At 52.2% G+C, this 18,083-nt stretch carries 13 protein-coding genes and 1 pseudogene; 10 read left to right on the forward strand and 4 right to left on the reverse strand.

Annotated features, from left to right (window positions below; genetic code table 11):
- Positions 1 to 71: 71 nt before the first annotated feature.
- The 6 genes and pseudogenes from guaA (at position 72) to RTP97_RS08215 (ending at position 9,438) form a co-directional block, all read left to right on the forward strand.
- Positions 72 to 1,649 (forward strand): glutamine-hydrolyzing GMP synthase, encoded by a 1,578-nt coding sequence (gene guaA / locus RTP97_RS08190; RefSeq protein WP_312412513.1) that lies wholly within the window; start codon positions 72 to 74, stop codon positions 1,647 to 1,649.
- A gap of 245 nt (positions 1,650 to 1,894) precedes the next feature.
- Positions 1,895 to 2,758, forward strand: a pseudogene (locus tag RTP97_RS08195) (hypothetical protein); the annotation flags it as partial.
- 81 nt (positions 2,759 to 2,839) lie between these two features.
- Positions 2,840 to 3,274: a HigA family addiction module antitoxin gene (locus RTP97_RS08200; protein ID WP_312412516.1), complete on the forward strand. Its 435-nt coding sequence runs from the start codon at positions 2,840 to 2,842 to the stop codon at positions 3,272 to 3,274.
- 619 nt (positions 3,275 to 3,893) lie between these two features.
- On the forward strand, positions 3,894 to 4,763 hold the full coding sequence (locus RTP97_RS08205) for a hypothetical protein (protein ID WP_312412518.1): 870 nt from the start codon (positions 3,894 to 3,896) through the stop codon (positions 4,761 to 4,763).
- A gap of 398 nt (positions 4,764 to 5,161) precedes the next feature.
- A complete protein-coding gene (locus RTP97_RS08210; protein WP_312412520.1) occupies positions 5,162 to 7,552 on the forward strand; it encodes an ATP-dependent endonuclease in 2,391 nt (796 codons plus the stop codon).
- The gene (locus tag RTP97_RS08215) at positions 7,549 to 9,438 is read left to right on the forward strand and encodes a UvrD-helicase domain-containing protein (RefSeq protein ID WP_312412522.1); all 1,890 of its coding nucleotides are present in this window, start codon (positions 7,549 to 7,551) and stop codon (positions 9,436 to 9,438) included. Before RTP97_RS08210 ends, RTP97_RS08215 begins: the two co-directional genes overlap by 4 nt.
- Before the next feature lie 377 nt (positions 9,439 to 9,815).
- On the opposite strand, the gene RTP97_RS08220 is transcribed toward RTP97_RS08215, so the two are convergent.
- Positions 9,816 to 10,268: a DUF943 family protein gene (locus RTP97_RS08220; RefSeq protein WP_312412524.1), complete on the reverse strand. Its 453-nt coding sequence runs from the start codon at positions 10,266 to 10,268 to the stop codon at positions 9,816 to 9,818.
- Between the two features lie 323 nt (positions 10,269 to 10,591).
- Between RTP97_RS08220 and RTP97_RS08225 the strand changes: the two genes are divergently transcribed.
- Genes RTP97_RS08225 through RTP97_RS08235 form a run of 3 tightly spaced genes read left to right on the forward strand, consistent with a single transcriptional unit; the run spans position 10,592 to position 11,640 of the window.
- Positions 10,592 to 11,224: a hypothetical protein gene (locus tag RTP97_RS08225; RefSeq protein WP_312412526.1), complete on the forward strand. Its 633-nt coding sequence runs from the start codon at positions 10,592 to 10,594 to the stop codon at positions 11,222 to 11,224.
- Complete coding sequence (locus RTP97_RS08230; protein ID WP_312412527.1) at positions 11,199 to 11,414, forward strand: hypothetical protein; 216 nt, start codon at positions 11,199 to 11,201, stop codon at positions 11,412 to 11,414. Before RTP97_RS08225 ends, RTP97_RS08230 begins: the two co-directional genes overlap by 26 nt.
- Entirely contained in the window at positions 11,398 to 11,640 is a 243-nt protein-coding gene (locus RTP97_RS08235) for a contact-dependent growth inhibition system immunity protein (RefSeq protein WP_312412528.1), read from the forward strand. Before RTP97_RS08230 ends, RTP97_RS08235 begins: the two co-directional genes overlap by 17 nt.
- Positions 11,641 to 11,661: 21 nt before the next feature.
- Here the strand turns inward: RTP97_RS08235 and RTP97_RS08240 are convergent, their stop codons facing one another.
- Positions 11,662 to 11,856 (reverse strand): YfgG family protein, encoded by a 195-nt coding sequence (locus RTP97_RS08240; protein WP_312212667.1) that lies wholly within the window; start codon positions 11,854 to 11,856, stop codon positions 11,662 to 11,664.
- 350 nt (positions 11,857 to 12,206) lie between these two features.
- Between RTP97_RS08240 and RTP97_RS08245 the strand changes: the two genes are divergently transcribed.
- Positions 12,207 to 14,450 carry an EAL domain-containing protein gene (locus tag RTP97_RS08245; protein ID WP_312412530.1) on the forward strand — a complete coding sequence of 748 codons (2,244 nt, stop codon included), beginning with the start codon at positions 12,207 to 12,209 and terminating at the stop codon, positions 14,448 to 14,450.
- Positions 14,451 to 14,476: 26 nt separating this feature from the next.
- On the opposite strand, the gene ppx is transcribed toward RTP97_RS08245, so the two are convergent.
- Both ppx and ppk1 read right to left on the reverse strand, forming a co-directional pair.
- Positions 14,477 to 16,018 carry an exopolyphosphatase gene (ppx, locus tag RTP97_RS08250; protein WP_312412533.1) on the reverse strand — a complete coding sequence of 514 codons (1,542 nt, stop codon included), beginning with the start codon at positions 16,016 to 16,018 and terminating at the stop codon, positions 14,477 to 14,479.
- 3 nt (positions 16,019 to 16,021) lie between these two features.
- Entirely contained in the window at positions 16,022 to 18,082 is a 2,061-nt protein-coding gene (gene ppk1 / locus RTP97_RS08255) for a polyphosphate kinase 1 (protein ID WP_312412536.1), read from the reverse strand.
- Position 18,083 lies beyond the last annotated feature (1 nt).

Below are 18,083 nucleotides of genomic sequence, written 5' to 3' on the forward strand. Positions count from 1 at the left end.
TGTAGGCCGGGTAGGTTAACGCTGCCCGGCACTTATCTTCTCTATCTGTTTCTGCCTCGGAACAATCGTCAATGACCGACAATATTCATAAGCATCGCATTCTTATCCTCGACTTTGGTTCGCAGTACACTCAGCTTGTTGCCCGCCGTGTGCGTGAGCTGGGCGTCTACTGTGAGCTGTGGGCCTGGGACGTCACCGAAGCCCAAATCCGTGAGTTCAACCCGAACGGGATCATCCTGTCCGGCGGCCCGGAGAGCACCACTGAACACAACAGCCCGCGTGCGCCGCAGTATGTATTTGAGGCAGGCGTACCGGTATTCGGCGTTTGCTACGGTATGCAAACGATGGCGATGCAGCTTGGCGGCCACGTTGAAGGCTCCAACGAACGTGAGTTTGGCTACGCCCAGGTTGAAGTAAAAACTCAGAGCGCGCTGGTGCGTGGCATTGAGGACTCCCTGAGCGCAGAGGGCAACCCGCTGCTGGACGTGTGGATGAGCCACGGCGACAAAGTTACCGCTATCCCGGAAGACTTTGTGACCGTTGCCAGCACCGAGACCTGCCCGTTTGCCATTATGGCTAACGAAGAGAAGCGCTTCTACGGCGTGCAGTTCCACCCGGAAGTGACCCACACCCGTCAGGGCCTGCGTATGCTGGAGCGCTTTGTGCGCGACATCTGCGAGTGCGAAGCGCTGTGGACCCCGGCTAAAATTATCGAGGACGCCATTGAGCGTATCCGCCAGCAGGTTGGCAATGACAAGGTGATCCTTGGTCTCTCCGGCGGCGTAGACTCCTCCGTTACCGCGATGCTGCTGCACCGCGCCATTGGCGATCGCCTGACCTGCGTATTCGTGGACAACGGCCTGCTACGCCTGAACGAAGCCGAGCAGGTAATGGACATGTTTGGCGACCACTTCGGTCTCAACATTGTTCACGTTGAAGGCGAGCAGCGCTTCCTCGACGCGCTGGCCGGTGAGAACGATCCGGAAGCGAAACGTAAAATCATCGGCCGCGTATTCGTTGAAGTATTCGACGAAGAGGCGCTGAAGCTGGAAGACGTTAAGTGGCTGGCGCAGGGCACTATCTACCCTGACGTCATCGAGTCCGCTGCGTCCGCGACCGGTAAAGCACACGTCATCAAATCTCACCACAACGTGGGCGGCCTGCCGAAAGAGATGAAGATGGGCTTGGTTGAACCGCTGCGTGAGCTGTTTAAAGACGAAGTGCGTAAGATTGGTCTCGAGCTGGGCCTGCCGTACGATATGCTCTACCGTCACCCGTTCCCGGGTCCGGGTCTGGGCGTCCGTGTTCTGGGCGAAGTGAAGAAAGAGTACTGCGACCTGCTGCGTCGCGCTGACGCTATCTTCATTGAAGAGCTGCGTAAAGCTGACCTGTATAACAAAGTGAGCCAAGCCTTCACCGTGTTCCTGCCGGTACGCTCCGTAGGCGTAATGGGCGATGGCCGTAAGTACGACTGGGTTGTCTCCCTGCGTGCAGTTGAGACCATCGACTTTATGACCGCACACTGGGCGCACCTGCCGTACGACTTCCTGGGGCGCGTCTCTAACCGGATTATTAATGAGGTGAATGGGATCTCGCGTGTAGTTTATGATATCAGCGGGAAGCCACCGGCTACGATTGAGTGGGAATGATTTAGCGTTTGGCAACAGCCTGCACGTAAAAGCAGTAAAGTACCTCTAAGCCCGCGTAACTGCGGGCTTTTTTGTTTTTGTATCTGGCACTTTCTGGCAGCTGTTAGCCACGGGAAGCACGGTTTTTTCAATGGGATTTTTGATGGTACTCTCTGGTTTAGAATTCAGGCTTAAAAAAGTACCATGTGATAAATTTCGGTTCAGTTATGCTATTTTTTATAACTCAATTAAAAACAGATAGCTAAATGAGTTTTTTGGTTTTTTTTTATTATCTTTTAATCAATGGCCCAGCCATATAGCAGTCCATAACTAAATCAATGAGACAACTTGCAGCAAACGCGTTAGGAATAAGTAATGGTATTTCACCATCAAGCATAGTTGATATGGTGTTTGTGATATTAACCAAAGTCAGTTCAGCCGCATCAATTTGGTCGCCAATGATACCCACCACTATGATAATATTCGCGATAATCGTTTTGGTAGTGATGTCCCTGATCTTAATAGTCTTACTTTTTTGCTTCTGGCGTCAATTATACTATTAGTATTGACGAATAAGTTGTCTATACGGTTATCTGGTGTTGTAGGAGGAGCGTCTTTACAAGGGATTGGTGGGTTTGGGGCGGCTATGATTACCAGGGCTGCTGCTACTGCAATTAGTGGCGCTGGAATGATGGCAATGAGCGCTACAGCTCAAGTCAGAGGTGGGGCCTTAGCATTAAAAGCTGCATTCGAATCAGCACAAACGGCAATGACCGAAGAATCCCGGTCTGCCGGTGGTTCAGGCGGCGGATTTGGCGATGAGGAGGATACCGGTTCTATAGACACGTCGGGAGAGCAACCATCTGGTAAAAGTAGTTCCAGTGGGGAAGCGAAGGTTTTGCTGCATCATTCTCTCGCTCTGGCCGCATGGCAAGTCATATGGGAAGCAGTATGGCTAACGGGGCTGCTGAGTACCAGGCAATGAAGCGAAGTAGCAACTCTTCCCGAGCCCAACAAACTATTGGAGGGGAGTTGCGACACATATACGTAAACAAACAGCTACTCGTCGGGATAACCGCGAACATGATGATTTTGCTGGAGATAGCTTATCTGGCAATAGTAAATCTTAAATCTCGCGCGTCAGTTTACGGGGAAGTGCGAGCTGACGCTTTCACTGAGTGAACTTTACTTCTGCAACTCAAAGGAAAAACATGTCCAGGACTCCCTATACACGGTTACGCATTGAGGGCTTCCGCAAAGCAGAGGCTTCCCTGAGACTTGAAGGAATGGACCCCAGTGGTACGCCACTGTACGAGTCCGTTAAGGCACGTATTATTTCAGGCGAGCTGACGTATGAGCAGGGGCGTTCTGAGATTTTTGCATACTACACAAAATCAGATACCGCCGGGCCTGTGACCGTGGGAGAAATGCTGGCAGAAGAATTCTTAAAACCGCTAAACATGTCTCATGATGAACTGGCGGAGGCTATGGGTATCTGCAAGCAGTATATTGACGATATTATCTGTGGTTTGCGTCGTCTTACAGATGATGAGGCTCGGGTTCTTGCTGACATATTCGGGACTGATGAGGACTTCTGGTGCAATTTGCAGGTGCTGCAAGAGCGCCCAGAACAACGTCGTAAGTAACCAAAGGGGAGCATGTCTTCCCCCCCACTTGTCACTAAATTCGAACATTTTGCGAAGCCTTTCCTCAGAGTAAAGTTTTCGTTAGGAACTGGAGGTTTTTCAAAATCTCTCCACAAAACGGTGGCTTTCTGGACACGTTAAAAATTTTCATGTGAGGCCTTCTGAAGCCCCGTGGCGAGTGAATACTTTCGTCAAGTTTTTAATGCTTCGATTGTGTCAATGAAACAGCGGATCGGCTACGCGTGGGAAGAATGCCTCGCGGCTAGAGTTTGAGCAATGCCGGAAGCCTCTGCGTGGCCGGGATGTCGGGGACACGCTACAACTCGGATCTGAGACGTAGAAATAGCTGATGGTTACGCTACGTCGACTGTGTGCCAGAAGCGGACATTCTTCAATTAAGCGTATTAAATGAGTGATTCCTTTTTTGGATTTCATTTAAGGGTTCTTATTAGTCGATTTTCTTCGACGCTATGAAAAAACGAAAGTGTTACAGGAAAAATGTAATGATACCTAAGAAGTAAGATTAAAATGAGCGAAAAAGTAGTTAACATTTAATGACTCACTGATTAGTATTATCACTATCTTTAAGAATTTCATAAATAAGGAGGCTACGAATTTAATGATTGGATTAACTCTTCAGAATGCCTTTCGCATAGAGTCATTGGGTGCTCGTGGTGAAATAGCACTGTTCCGTGCATTCATCCGCGCTTTCAATTCACTAGGTTCAAATGCACTGGCGCAAGAATATCATGGCAATCGTTACCAAGTGAAATTTAGTGCTAATCGAGGTTCAGGGCGACCAGTCCCACGCTGTGAATTATGTGACGTGATGATCATCCATTACCCAGCGGGAAACCCTAGAGAAGCGCGCGTTACTTTTAATCAAGCAAAGGTCTCTTCTAACCCATTACAGTGTGCTCCAGCAGTGTTTGCACCATACAAATTTCGTGCAAATTTAGAGCAGTGGGACTTGCTATCAAATCGACCTTCAATAAGTACTACTACAGCAAAAATTAATCTCCCCGCCGATCTACTTTCTAGCGCCCTACTACCATCAGTGGGTACATTTGGAGTTTTTTATCCTAAAGGTAAGGAGTTTGATTTTGCTTACTTTGTTGCGAACGAACTTAGTCCCTTGAAAAACAACTATAAGCCGTCAGGTACACTCCAGTGGAAAACTCAATTAGGACAAGTTCGCAAAATTGGCCATTATGATGAAATAACTGCAACTTGCTGTATGTATACCTTTGGAAAGTCACTTGAGTTGGGCTTGATAGGGACACCTCTTCAGCAGGTTTTGTATCATTCGACTGGATCCACAGAAATGCGAATTTGGTTGGGAAGTATATTATCGTCACTCCAGGAAATGCACCCTGACTCTGATCTACCAAATGAGTTGGTCGAAGGGTTTGAATTGACACGAGAAGAACCCTCCAGGATAGTTGGGCCGTCAACTCCACGTGCTGTAGTATTGGTTAGAACTCAATAGCTATTGCTTTCGTAATCTTTTTTGATTGACGGTAGATAAGTACTAACTTCCGCTCCTCGCTCATAGCTGCCTGTCAACCTGGCCGCATTTTTGTTGGCGATGGTCAAGTAAAATGCAAACGGGTAGTCAAGTCACTTGCAATTACGCACCTACATTTGGCGGCCATGCCGCCGCCACAGCTCAGGCAGGTTCCCTTGAGCCTTGGTTGAGCCTTTACGCGCTTTCCATTCACAACCGCCAATCTCACATTTCGCCCCGTCTTTTGATATGGATATAATGCCAGGATTGCTCTTGAATCAACTCCCTTTACGGTTGGTCATATGCTATGGTGCAGATTAAGCGATAATGAGTCTTTCCATAATAACAAGATGTTGCATATTCAGGCGGGGGCAAATTATATGCATCTTCACTCTCTGGCGTTTAAGAATTTTCGTAGGTTGAAAGATGCTCGTATCGAGTTTGCGAACGACCTGACCATCTTTGTTGGAGCTAACAATAGCGGAAAGACATCAGCAACTCACGCAGTAGACCTGTTCTTGTCAGGCTCTAAGGACAAGTTCACTGTCAATGATTTCAGCGCAGATTGCTGGCCGGCCTTTGAAAATTTCCCGGCGGAAGATGTGGCTGAGCAAGCCCACGAATTTCCGGCAATAGCTCTTGACGTGTGGATAAGCGTTGATCCGGACAATCTCTACCGGGTCGTGGATCTCCTGCCCAGAGCCGCATGGGAAGGTGCACTCGTCGGTGTCCGGATTGAGTTTGCCGTGAAGGATGCGGCGCAAACGCTGGTTAGCTACCGGAAGATGGCGACCGAGGCTGCGAAGTTCGCCCAGACTAAGGCTGAGCATGGCGCAGATTATAAGCCTTGGCCTCGCAACATGCGCGACTACCTCGCGCGCGCGTTGAAGAATGAATACGGCCTGCGCTATTTCATTCTCGACGAAGCGTCGCTATCCCCTGCTAACGCTGACGAGACATACACGCCGAGAGAGATCTTGGGAGATGCCGAGCGAACGGGGCACTCAATTATCAATTCGCTGATTAAGGTGGACTTCCTGAGCGCTCAACGACACCTGAGCGACGGTAACGCACAAGCTCGAACCGAGGACTTGTCCAAGCGGCTGAGCCGTTTCTACACTCGCAACCAGAGCAAGCGCGAAGACGACCACAACGCCCTGCGCGCGTTGGCGCTCTCTGAAGAACAATTGACGAAGCATTTTTCGGACGTGTTCAAGGACACGTTCATATCGCTGCGCAAGCTCGGGTATCCCGGCCTTTCCAATCCTGCATTGGAGATCCGCGCAGCCCTACGTCTAGATCGACTGATGGGCGATCAACAGGCCAAAGTTCATTACCTGCTCGAAGAAGCGACCGGTGGCGTAGAAGCCCTGTCTCTCCCAGACAGTTACAACGGGTTGGGTTTTAAAAACCTTATCTACATGGGCGTCGAACTCCTCGACCTCCACGCAGCGTGGTCGGTCACAGAGGAAGGTGAGGAAGGAAAACGCCAGCCAATCCACCTGATGTTTATCGAGGAGCCGGAGGCGCACATGCACGCGCAACTCCAGCAAGCCTTCGTTCGCAAGCTCACCGAACTCATCCCGCCCGAAGGGGCGGATGGTTTCGACACGCAGTTCGTGATCACGACGCATTCCCCGCACATCTTGTACGAGCGGGGCTTCAAACCGATCCGCTATTTCCGCCGTTCGGCCGAAATCGGTTCCAAGCAATGCTCTTCTGTTTTCAACCTCTCAGCATTCTACGAGAGTAACAAGGACGACCGGGATTTCCTCCAGCGATATATGAAGCTGATGCATTGCGACCTCTTCTTTGCTGACGGCGCAATCCTTGTTGAGGGTAACGTCGAGCGCCTCGTACTTCCATTGATGATTGGTCACGGTGCTAAGAAGCTGAACGCGGCTTATCTCAGCATTCTTGAGGTTGGTGGTGCTTTCGCCTTTCGTTTCCAGAAGCTGATTGAGTTTCTCGGTTTGCCGACCCTGATCGTGACGGACCTCGACAGCGTGTACCCGCCCAAGCCTAAGAAGGCTGCAGACGCCGTTGCCCAAGGCGATAATGAAGCTGGTGAAGATGAAGATGAAGACGAGGACGATGATCTCGACGATGAAGCCGCGGCTGGAGGGGATGAGCCGAAGCCAAGTTCAAAATGCCCTGCAGGAACGGCTGGAGCTGTGACGGCAAACCAGACCCTTCGCCAGTGGCTCCCCGGCAAGATATTGATTGAAGACCTTCTGGTCGCGACGCCTGAAAGTAAGCTGCAAGCGCCGCAGAATGGCTCTGGTGCGCATGTGATGGTAACGTATCAGTGCCCTGTAACCGTGAAGTGGGGAGAGGAGACTGCTGAGCTGAAGAGCCGAACCCTCGAAGAGGCCTTCGCCTATGAAAACCTTGAGTGGTGCCAGAAGAAAGAGCACCACGATCTGAAGCTGAGATGGAGCAAGGCGAGAACGATGCCGCTGGCCGACCTCGCTTCGAAAATCCATACTCGCGTCAAAGGTCAGCATTTCAAGAAAACCAACTTCGCCTTGGGCCTGTTGGCTAGCAGCGATGCGACGTGGGTCGTCCCTACTTACATCCAGCAGGGCTTAGATTGGCTGACGCAGCACGTCACAATCGTAGAAGCAAAAGTAGAAGTAAAAGTAGAAGTAGAAGTAGAAGTAGAAGTAGAAGTAGAAGTAGAAGTAGAAGAGGAGACGGACGGCACGGCTGAAGTCGTCGGTGTCGATGAAGTTCTTGCCCAACCCCAAGATGTTCAGGTGGATCAATGACCAGCCGTGCGGGAAAGCCGGATACGCCGGCTGATATCGAACTGAGAAACTTGCTAGACGATGATGAGTCTACCGGGTTCGTGATGGTTTCAGGTGCCGGGTCGGGAAAAACGACCTCGATCGTCAAAGCGCTCGATCATCTTCTCAAAACACGAGGCCCCGCTCTGCGAGCGCAGTCCAAAAAGATCGCCTGCATTACTTACACAGAAGTCGCTGTCGGCGAGATTTGGGGGGATGTCGGCAACAACCAGTTGTTCCATGTGTCCACAATCCACAGCTTCCTCTGGTCGGCCGTGAAGCCGTTTCAGAGCGACATCGCAGACTGGGTCGGACGTCGGCTCGACAAGAAAATCACCGACACTGAAACTGAGATTGAAGGCTTCACGAACAGGACGCGGGCACCGACGCGAGAACGTAAACAGGCCGATCTAGAGCGGTATCGAGCCCAAAAGCTCTCGATCGGTGATGTGAAGCGCTTCACCTACGGTGTCGGGAGCGACTACCCAAAGGGCATTCTGGGGCATGGCGACGTTATCAAGCTTTCGACCGAGCTGATCCGGGACTTGCCGGTTATCGCCAAGGTCGTTGGGCAGAAGTATCCCTTCATCTTTGTCGATGAGAGTCAGGACACCGATCCGGATGTTGTTGCGGCATTAAAGGCGATCTCAGCCTTGCTTGGTAATAAGTTTTGCCTCGGGTTCATTGGCGATCCGATGCAAAAAATCTACATGTCCGGTGCCGGAGTCATAATCCCTCTAGACGGTTGGAAACTTATTGAGAAGCCTGAAAATTTTCGCTGCCCCGTCGCAGTCCTCGATGTGATCAATCAAATCCGCGCGGGCGCTGACGGTCTTGCTCAGACCGGAGGCAAAACGAAAGAGGTCGGAGGCGCACGCGTTCCGGTCCAAGGTTCCGCGAAGCTGCTCGTGGTGTCCAAGGCCGACCGTACCCAGAGCCTTGCCGAGGCGCGACAGTGGCTAGCCCATCACAACAACGACCCCCTTTGGCTTAGCGATGAAGCTGACGCTGACGTAAAGGTCTTGGTGATTGCCCATCGAATGGCAGCCAACCGCCTTGGCTTCGGTTCCCTTTACGAAGCCTTCCACGACAAAACGTCTGACGGTTTCAAAGACGGGTTCGATGACGGCACACATTGGTCTGTCGCCCCTTTGTTGAAGCTGCTGGCCCCATTGATGCTGGCCAATGTCGATGACGATCAATTCGAGGTTATGAGCCTTCTGCGTCGCCATGCGCCTTTTTTGCAGCGCGAGTACATGCAGGCGAACGCCGTGCCCGACATTTTGAAGGATATGGACACTCGAGTGAAGGCGCTCGCGCAGATCTGCGGAGAGTCTTCAGCAACTCCTGCATTCGCTGCGTTCGAACACCTGCGAGATGGAGGCATGTTTAAACTGGATGAACGCATCCTGGCGGCAATGGCCGAATACGATGTTGCGGTTCCATCGGCTGAGAGCGGCAACCATGCCGCTTTGGTAAAGCTCCTTCACACGCCGATCCGGCAACTATGGGGCTATCGTCGCTACATCGAGGAGCAGTCGCCGTTTGAAACGCATCAGGGGGTAAAGGGGGCGGAGTTCAACCGGGTCCTCGCGATCCTCGATGACGAAGAAGGTCGCCATAACCAGTTCCATTACGGTAAGTATTTCGGAATAACGCCTCTCTCCGACACGGACGAGCAGAATATCCGGGATGGCAACGAAACGACGATTATACGCACCCGTCGACTTCTGTATGTCTGCTGTTCTAGAGCTGGCGAGGATCTGGGAGTCGTGTTTTTTGCGGATTATCCTGCGCAGGCTCACGCTGCCATCGTCGCGTCGGGTCTCTTCCCCACTCAGGACGTGATCAATCTTGCCGCGCCCTAGTCTGTTACAGGCCTACCGTCCTATCAGAAAGGCTATCGACGTTCGGTGCTTAGAAAATCTTTCCGTGTCCTCGTTCGGTGAGATGTCGAATACCCGCTACTGGTCTGATGTGCCGTTCGACAAATCGCGAGGGCACGCCTGAAATGTCCCAGACCCAGTCATGCTTCCAACGTCCGATTGTAGTCGTGGCTAATTTGTTTTGTTTCACGATAGGAAGCGCTGACGGGTCCTTAGCTCCAGGTATGGTACTAAACATGGGGTTGGTGACTAATTTTTTATAACTTACTGATAAGTAAGGTGTTAATATTCTTATCAACAATCTAGTGGGAGTAACCGCTTGCCAGGCGCTGTTATTTTCTAAGTACTCTAAGCCCGCTTTAACGCGGGCTTTGTTTTACTATCTTGCCGCTTTTATCCTCAATGAAAACGTCATCATCAACGGCGAGCTTTATCTCTCCGTTCCTGAGCTGAGAAATAACCATATCGATGTTTTTATCTATGCAGTTATTAGGCGGCGATACGCTGTCAAAGCATAACCTGTCTTTCATCTCTTCTTTTTTAAAGCCATCGCTAAAGTCATAGATGTAGACGCTGGGTTGCTCATCAGGTTCAGTAAAATCAAGTTTATACTCTGATATTAAGAGGCTTTTGTTATCAAGCCACCAGCTCAGTTTGCTTTTTGCAGAGTGGGGCAGCCCTTTCACCGCAATCAATACCGTGTTGGGCGTTGCATCCACGGCCATTACCTCAACGGGGATAGATTTTTTAACAAAGAAAAATCCTAAAGCTAAAGCCGCTATGACGATCCCTAAAATGCTGTTTTTTTTCATTGGTCAATCCTTTGTTAATCAGATTTATTATATTTTTGTGATAAATGATTTTAAATTAAATTATCTGTTTTTTGTATCATTAATGAGATGGATTGGGGAGGTAGACCTGTGTTCAATCCATGCTATAGTTTATCGAATTAATAAGAAAAAATAGAAGTGTACTCCCTTTTAAAAGCAGGGTAAATTTGTAATTAAAAGTTTTTATTAGAGAAATGAATTTTTTTTCAATGAGTTAGGTGTTATTCATCTTTGATGAGAATTTTGTATTTTAAAATTTTTTTTAGTTATCATTGACCTTAGATAAGCAGCTAAGGATTTTAACCATGGAAGTATCTAAAATCGCAGAAGGTATCTGGAACAGTATTAAAGGATTGCCTAACAGCTTCTACTATGGCGTAAGGCGTACCTATATTAGCACGGGTTCATTAGGTTATGACCGAAAGTTACGTAATGAAAAAGAAAATGAACGTTTTTACAAAGTAATTAAAACATTAGCTAAAAACGAAGAGCCGATTCGCCGACTGATTACTATCGTTATCACAGAATTCTACAATAAGCTTGATGCGCAGGGTAAAGAAGTTGTTCTTAACCAGATTGGATATGATGCTGGTAGATTAGCGGGCAGAGTTGGCGGGCAAATTCTAGCTTCTCAGATAATCTCAGCAACAATTATAAAATATGCAAGAGGTTCCTATGCATGGAAAACATTATATGGGTTAGGGGCCAGCTTCACTTTCAGTGCCGGGATGTGGCAGGGATTAATTGAAGAAGCAGCATTAGCAAGCCGTAGGATGAAGAGCCATTATCCCTACATCTATTGGAAAGTGCAGCGTGAAGGTCTTGATATGGTATACTTTGTAGTTGAAGATCAGCTTATACCATATCTTGAATTTATCACTAATCATCCAGAGGTGTGTAAAAGGATTAATAATGAAATTTGTAAGTTGGCCAGGTAAATTCCTTGGTTGGTTTTTTACTCATGCATTACAAGGAACTATAACAGTAGCGATGAGTTTTATGGCTCTTTATTCTCTATTTGTTTTCGATAATATTGCCATGAAGGTCGCGGGTTTTGTCGGATCGTTTGCTATTGCTTATATTGCGAGTTATTTATTAGGGAAGGCCAGAGGTGAACACAGGCGATAGGGTTATAACCGCCTTTCTGTCAGCTTCACACAAAGGTTTGCAATATACCATTATCGACGACATCGATCTGTTTCTGCGCGAATGCGACGATCTGGACTCTGATTTCAGAGATCGTTATCTGCGGACGTTTGTGCCAGAGAATTGGGGAACAACGCCAGCAGATTTTTTGCCGATCGTGCGAACGCGCATAGCTCAAGCTTTAGGCATAGTAAATACAAGTCATTAACGCGATACGTGTTTAGGCTCGTCAGCGTTGTGACGCTGTCGTGTCGATAGGCTGGCTAATCTGCTGTGACTGGGCTTTGTCCTGATGATGGTACCAGGCACCGATAGAGGAGTAGACGAAGCGTCCAAAGAAGAAGATAAAGCTGATAAGCAATACGATACGGGTCATGCGACTGTCAAATCGCTGTCGTTTTCGCATACTGTGTGACTGACTCACAAGAGGTTCCTAAGGGTTAACCCGACGGGCGGGCGATTGGTGTATTAATGCACAGAGCGAAGCGCAGATCAATCGGCCGTTATGTAAAATTTCGTCAAAGAAAGCATTTACTAAAGCCATAATAATGAAATAATGATAAAGCGCATGAATTTTCTCGAAAAATTGCGCTGGTAAGAGAGTGCGATGTTTTGAAAGGCACACGGTTGCTTGATCCTGGTCAATCGCAGCCGTTTTTGCGGCACTAAACTCTTCACAAATGTCACAGTCTGACCGTCTCTATAATCTTCATGGTTGGCCTGGAACCCTGCCTGACACGCCCCTCAAGACGCTGGGTTTTACACTGAACATCGATGAGCTACACGAAAATTTATAATCTCTATAAAGCTAAATGGTGGGCGCTGCCGCTCGTCTTGCCTTTCCTGATGCTGCCTCTGGCCCGCATGGTTGATACCTTTACCTGGGCCGTTGATGGCAGCGTGGTGCTCTACTATCTGCCGCTGCCGCTCTTTTTGAGCCTGATGCTCTTCTACGGGTGGGCGGCGCTGCCCGGCATTGTTCTCTCCCTGGCCTGGCACTACTATCCCGAGACCAGCGCCCCGGAGACCTTGACCAAAATTCTTCACTTTGTGGTGCCTGTCGTGGTGAGCTGGGGCGGATATCGCGTCTTCGTTACCCGGCGGCACAACGTCTCCTACGGCGATGCGCAGCTCACCGCACAGCGCATGTTCTGGCAGGTCTTCTGCCCGGCCTCCCTGTTCCTGCTGATTTTTCATACCATCACCTGGCTTGGCCTGTATGAGAACTATCAGGCCCTGACTGGGGTGACGCCGTTCAGCCTGCGCACGCTAATTAACTATCAGGCGCTGCTGGTCAGCGGCCTGACCGGTACGCCGTTCTGCTATCTGCTGATCAGGGTGATCCACCATCCGCGCCATCTGAAGGGCTATCTCTCCCGTCTGCGTCAGGATTTTGACCCAAAGGTGACCCGGCTGGAAGTGGCCGCCTGGTTTGCCGTCATCGCGCTGCTAATGATGATGATGCTCTCGCCGTGGGATGAAAGTTCCAGCATCTTCAGAACTAACTATACGCTGGCGCTGCTGCTCCCGGTGATGCTGTGGGGATCGATGCGCTATGGCTATCGCTTTATGTCTATCGTCTGGACGCCGTTCCTGATGGTAAGCATTCACTACTTCTACCGCTATACGTCGCTCTCGCCGGGCTACGATATCCAGCTGACAATCCTCTCGGCTAGCTACCTGGTGTTCTCGTTTATCATCACCTGGATGTCGATGCTGGCAACGCGCCAGCGGGTGATGCACGAGCGGGCCAGCCGCCTGGCGTGGCTCGATCCGGTGCTCAATATGCCCAACCTGCGGGCGCTTAACCGCGCCCTGGCGGATACCCCCTGGTCGGTGCTCTGCTTTTTACGCATTCCCGATCTGGAGCTGTTGGGGCGGCACTACGGCGTGATGCTGCGCATCCAGTACAAGCAGATGCTGTCGGAGTGGCTGAAGCAGAGCCTGCACAGCGGCGAGTGCGTCTACCATCTGTCGGGGTACGACATCGTGATCCGGCTGAATACCGAATCCCACGCGCTGCGCATCGCCGAGCTGGATACACTAATCAAACAGTTCCGCTTCGCCTGGGATGGCATGCCGCTCCAGCCGCAGGTGGGGATGAGCTACTGCTACGTACGCTCGCCGGTGGCGCATCTCTATCTGCTGCTCGGAGAGCTGAGTACCACGGCGGATCTCTCTCTTGAGACCCAAAGCCCGGAGAGTCTCCAGCATCGCGGGTCGGTAAATCTGCAACGCAGCCTGAAAGGTAAGGTGGAGATGATGAACCGCCTGCAACGGGCGCTGGAGGAGGATCGGTTCCGCCTGATGGCCCAGCCGATCGCCGGCGTGCGCGGCGATGATTACCACGAGATCCTGCTGCGGATGCTCAGCGACGACGGCGAGCTTATCGGCCCGGATGCGTTCCTGCCGGTGGCCCATGAGTTTGGTCTCGCGTCGCGTATCGACCTGTGGGTTATCGAGCATACCCTGCGCTTTATGACGCACTATCGCCAAACCGAGCCGGGGGCGCGCTTCTCCATCAACCTGTCGCCGACCTCCGTCTGCCGGAGCAACTTCGCCCGGGAGGTCGCAAAGCTGCTTGAGCGCTATGACATTGAGGCCTGGCAGCTCATCTTTGAGGTGACCGAGAGCAACTCGCTGACCAATATCAACCAGGCGAACCAGACCCTGGGCCAGCTTCAGCAGATGGGCTGCCGGGTGGCCATCGACGATTTTGGTACCGGCTATGCCAGCTATGCGCGGCTTAAAAACGTTAACGCCGACATCCTGAAGATCGACGGCAGCTTTATCCGCAACCTGACTTCAAACAGCCTCGACTATCAGATCGTGGCCTCTATTTGCCACCTGGCGCGGATGAAAAAGATGCAGGTGGTAGCGGAGTATGTCGAAAGCGAGGAGGTTCGCAGCGCTGCCGTTTCGCTGGGAATCGACTATCTGCAAGGGTTCCTGATTGGCAAACCCGAGCCGCTTGAGGCGCTGGCGGGTGATGCCCAGGCACTGCTAAAGCGTGCCTGAGCGTCAGAGGGGCAGGGCGATGCGGATCAGGCCGCGACGCCCGAGGAGTGCTCCTCTTCAATCTTCAGCAGCCAGCCGGTGACGCCTCCCCAGTAGTCCTGCTCCTTCTCCAGATCCAGCAGCACTAGCGCGTTCTGGGTAAACCAGTCGCGAGGGAAGCTAAGGGTCCAGTGATTATCGTCGGTGGTCAGACGCAGGGTCGGGGGGGTAGTGGTCGCCTGGCGCTGGTTGTTCAGCAGCACGCCGAGGCGCAGAAGCTGGATCAACGGTAAGAACTGCTTCTTCTTGAACAGAGTAAAGCGCGGCAGGTCGTCGAGCTTGATCCCTTTACGGTGGAAGCGCACCAGGGTAGCCATCATCGACTGCTGCTCCTGGTTAAAGCCTGGCAAATCGCTGTTCTGCAGGATATAGGCCGAGTGGCGGTGCATTCCGCTGTGGTTGATGTTCAGCCCGACCTCGTGCAGCATCGCCGCCCACTTCAGCAGGGCCGCCAGCTGCGGATTCGCCAGCTTCGGATTCTGCGCTTCCCACTGCTCGTACATGTGAGTGGTGGTCTCCAGCACGCGCCGAGCCTGCTCCCGGTCGATGTTGTACTGGTTGGCAAGGCTCTGCGCCGTGCGGCTGCGGATATCCTGATGGCGGAAGCGACCCTCCATCTCGTACAGCACCCCCTCACGCAGTGCGCCGTCGGAGAGACGCAGCTCGCGAATAGCCAGCGCGTCAAACACGCCGCACAGGATCGCCAGGCCAGGCACGAAGACCGCCTTGCGTTCGTCGGAAAGGCCAGGCAGATCCAGTGCGTCAAAGCTGGTGTGCTTCAGCACCTCGGTTACTAGCTTATCCAGCCGTTCGGGAGTGATGAAACCATCTTTCTCGCCCATCGCCAGCAGCACTTCATGGGCAGCCTTGATGCTGCCCGACGCGCCCAGCGCCACGTTCCAGCCCTGAATGCGATACTGCCAGGTGAGGCTCTCCAGCTTCTGCACCGCCGCCATGCGTGCACGGTGGAAGTTTTCCCGGTTGATGGTGCGGCCCGGGAAGTAGGTTTGCGCGAAGCTGACGCAGCCCATACGGCGGCTCTCAACCAGGATAGGCTGGAAGTCTTCGCCGATCACCAGCTCCGTAGAGCCACCGCCAATATCAATCACCAGCTTGCGGCCTTTCTCCGGCTGCGTGTGCTCGACGCCCATAAAGATCAGCCGGGCCTCTTCGTTGCCAGAGATGATCTCAATGGGGTAGGGGATCACCTGCTCCGCACGCTTGAGGAAATCAGCGGCGTTGGCGGCCTGGCGCAGGGTGTGCGTCCCGACAATGCAGACGTTGGCCGGGTCGAAGCCCTGCAGACGTTCGGCAAACAGCGACAGGCAGCTCAGCCCGCGCTCAATCGCCTCTTCGCTGAGGACGCTGTTCTCATCCAGGCCGTCGGCCAGATGCACGCGTTGCTTCAGGCGGCCAATGATCTGCATGGCACCATCCACCACGCGGGCGATGACCATGTGGAAACTGTTCGAACCGAGATCGACCGCAGCAAACTCCTGCGGGCGTGGGGTATTGTCATTTATCGGCATAGATTAGTCTGGTTGTTCGAGTGATTTGATGTAGTCGTAAATCGCCAGCTGCGCGCGAACCTTGCGGCGGTTGCCCCGTTGCACATAGCGATTACTCAATTCCTTGTCGATATACCGCGCCTTTACGGTGTCGCTGAGCAGAAGCTCAATGATATCCAGTACGCGTTGCTTAAGGCGCGGATCGAGCAACGGGGCCGCAACCTCAATACGGTAATCAATATTACGCGTCATCCAGTCGGCAGACGAGAGGTAAACCTGCTTATCGCCGCCGTTTTCGAAAATATAGATGCGATCGTGCTCCAGATAGCGGTCCACGATGCTGATCACCCGGATGTTGTCGCTCAGACCTTCCAACTCCGGGATGAGCGAACACATGCCACGTATCAGCAGGTTAACCGGCACGCCGGAGCCGGATGCGGCATAGAGCCGATCCACCAGGCCTTTGTCCACCAGGTTGTTGAGCTTCAGAGTGATCCCCGACGGCTGACCGTTTTGCGCATTGGCGATTTCACGGTCGATCATGTCATACAGCAGACGGCGCGAGTTTTGTGGCGACACCAGCAGGTACTCGAAGTGTACCGGGCGGTAGGGGTTTTCGATAAAGTTAAACACCCGGCGCACCTCGTTAGTGATGCGCGCGTCGGCGGTGAGCAGGGAGTAGTCGGTATAGAGCCGGGCGGTCTTCTCGTTAAAGTTACCGGTACCGATGTGGGCGTAGCGCACTACCTCATCGTTCTCTTTACGCGAGATGAGGAACAGCTTGGCGTGAATTTTCAGCCCCGGCGCGGAGAAGATCACATGCGCCCCGGCCTCCGTCAGGCGTTTCGCCCAGTGGATGTTGGCCTCTTCATCGAAGCGCGCCTGGAGTTCCACCACCACGGTCACTTTCTTGCCGTTGTGCGCGGCGTGGATCATCGCATCGATGATGCGTGAATCTTTCGCCACGCGGTAGATGTTGATCTTGATCGCCAGCACGTTAGGGTCAAACGAGGCCTGACGCAGCAGCTCCAGCACGTGCTCAAAGGTGTGATACGGATAGTAGAGCAGCACGTCCCGCTCGCGAATGGCGTCGAAGCCGTTGCGGAAGTTATCGAACCAGACGTGGCGCAGGCGCGGCAGCGGCTTGTTCACCAGGTTGGCTTTGCCTACGTTCGGGAAGCTGATGAAGTCTTTAAAGTTGTGGTAGCGGCCGCCCGGTACGATGGAGTCATAGCGCGAGATAGTCAGCTTCTCACGCAGCATCTCCACCATCGCGTCCGGCATATCGCGTTGGTAGACAAAGCGCACCGGCTCAGCGGTAAGGCGCTGCTTGAGGCTGGATGACATCAGCTCCATCAGGCTCGACTCCATCTCGTGCACCAGGTCGTACTCGGCGTCACGGGTCATCTTCATCGAATAGGCATTCAGCGCATCGTAGTCAAAGAAACCGTAGAAGATATCATCCAGACAGTAGCGCAGGATGTTATCCAGCAGGATCATCGGCTTACGGCGGCGCGGCGTCTCCGGCGGCAGGTTGACGAAGCGCGGCACCTTATCCGACGGGATCTCCAGCAACGCGTAGCGAATGGTCTCTCCGCGAATGATCTCTACAGCCAGATAGGTGTAGTCATCCTTCAGGAACTGCACCAGGTCGGTTTCGCGGTTGATGAGGATCGGCGTGATGTGCTGGCGCAGGTAGTGTTTAAAGTAGTGCCGCAGCCAGGTTTGCTGGTTCTCGGAGAGCTGGCGTTCGTTGATCAAGAAGATCTGGTTACGGGCCATCTCCAGCAGCAGATCGTTGTACAGGCCGTTAAACTCCTGGTCGGCTTTCAATACGCGGGTCTGGATCTTACCGAGCAGATGTCGGGAGTGGGCGTTGGAGCCTTGCTCTTCGCTGATGATGATCCGGCGCTTTAGCTCAGCAAAGCGCACCTTGTAGAACTCATCAAGGTTGTTGGAGTAGATGCCCAGGAAACGCATTCGCTCGATAAGAGGGTTACTCTTGTCGGCGGCTTCCTGAAGCACGCGTTCGTTAAACGCTAACCAGCTTAATTCTTTTTCGATGTATAGCTTTTCCTGACCCATT

The organism is Pseudescherichia sp. (assembly GCF_031998825.1).
Lineage (GTDB): Bacteria > Pseudomonadota > Gammaproteobacteria > Enterobacterales > Enterobacteriaceae > Pseudescherichia.

Coding starts and splice junctions, on each gene's coding strand:
- guaA (WP_312412513.1), top strand. CDS start 72: ATGACCGACAATATTCATAAGCATCGCATTCTTATCCTCGACTTTGGT.
- RTP97_RS08200 (WP_312412516.1), top strand. CDS start 2,840: ATGTCCAGGACTCCCTATACACGGTTACGCATTGAGGGCTTCCGCAAA.
- RTP97_RS08205 (WP_312412518.1), top strand. CDS start 3,894: ATGATTGGATTAACTCTTCAGAATGCCTTTCGCATAGAGTCATTGGGT.
- RTP97_RS08210 (WP_312412520.1), top strand. CDS start 5,162: ATGCATCTTCACTCTCTGGCGTTTAAGAATTTTCGTAGGTTGAAAGAT.
- RTP97_RS08215 (WP_312412522.1), top strand. CDS start 7,549: ATGACCAGCCGTGCGGGAAAGCCGGATACGCCGGCTGATATCGAACTG.
- RTP97_RS08220 (WP_312412524.1), bottom strand. CDS start 10,268: ATGAAAAAAAACAGCATTTTAGGGATCGTCATAGCGGCTTTAGCTTTA.
- RTP97_RS08225 (WP_312412526.1), top strand. CDS start 10,592: ATGGAAGTATCTAAAATCGCAGAAGGTATCTGGAACAGTATTAAAGGA.
- RTP97_RS08230 (WP_312412527.1), top strand. CDS start 11,199: ATGAAATTTGTAAGTTGGCCAGGTAAATTCCTTGGTTGGTTTTTTACT.
- RTP97_RS08245 (WP_312412530.1), top strand. CDS start 12,207: ATGAGCTACACGAAAATTTATAATCTCTATAAAGCTAAATGGTGGGCG.
- ppx (WP_312412533.1), bottom strand. CDS start 16,018: ATGCCGATAAATGACAATACCCCACGCCCGCAGGAGTTTGCTGCGGTC.
- ppk1 (WP_312412536.1), bottom strand. CDS start 18,082: ATGGGTCAGGAAAAGCTATACATCGAAAAAGAATTAAGCTGGTTAGCG.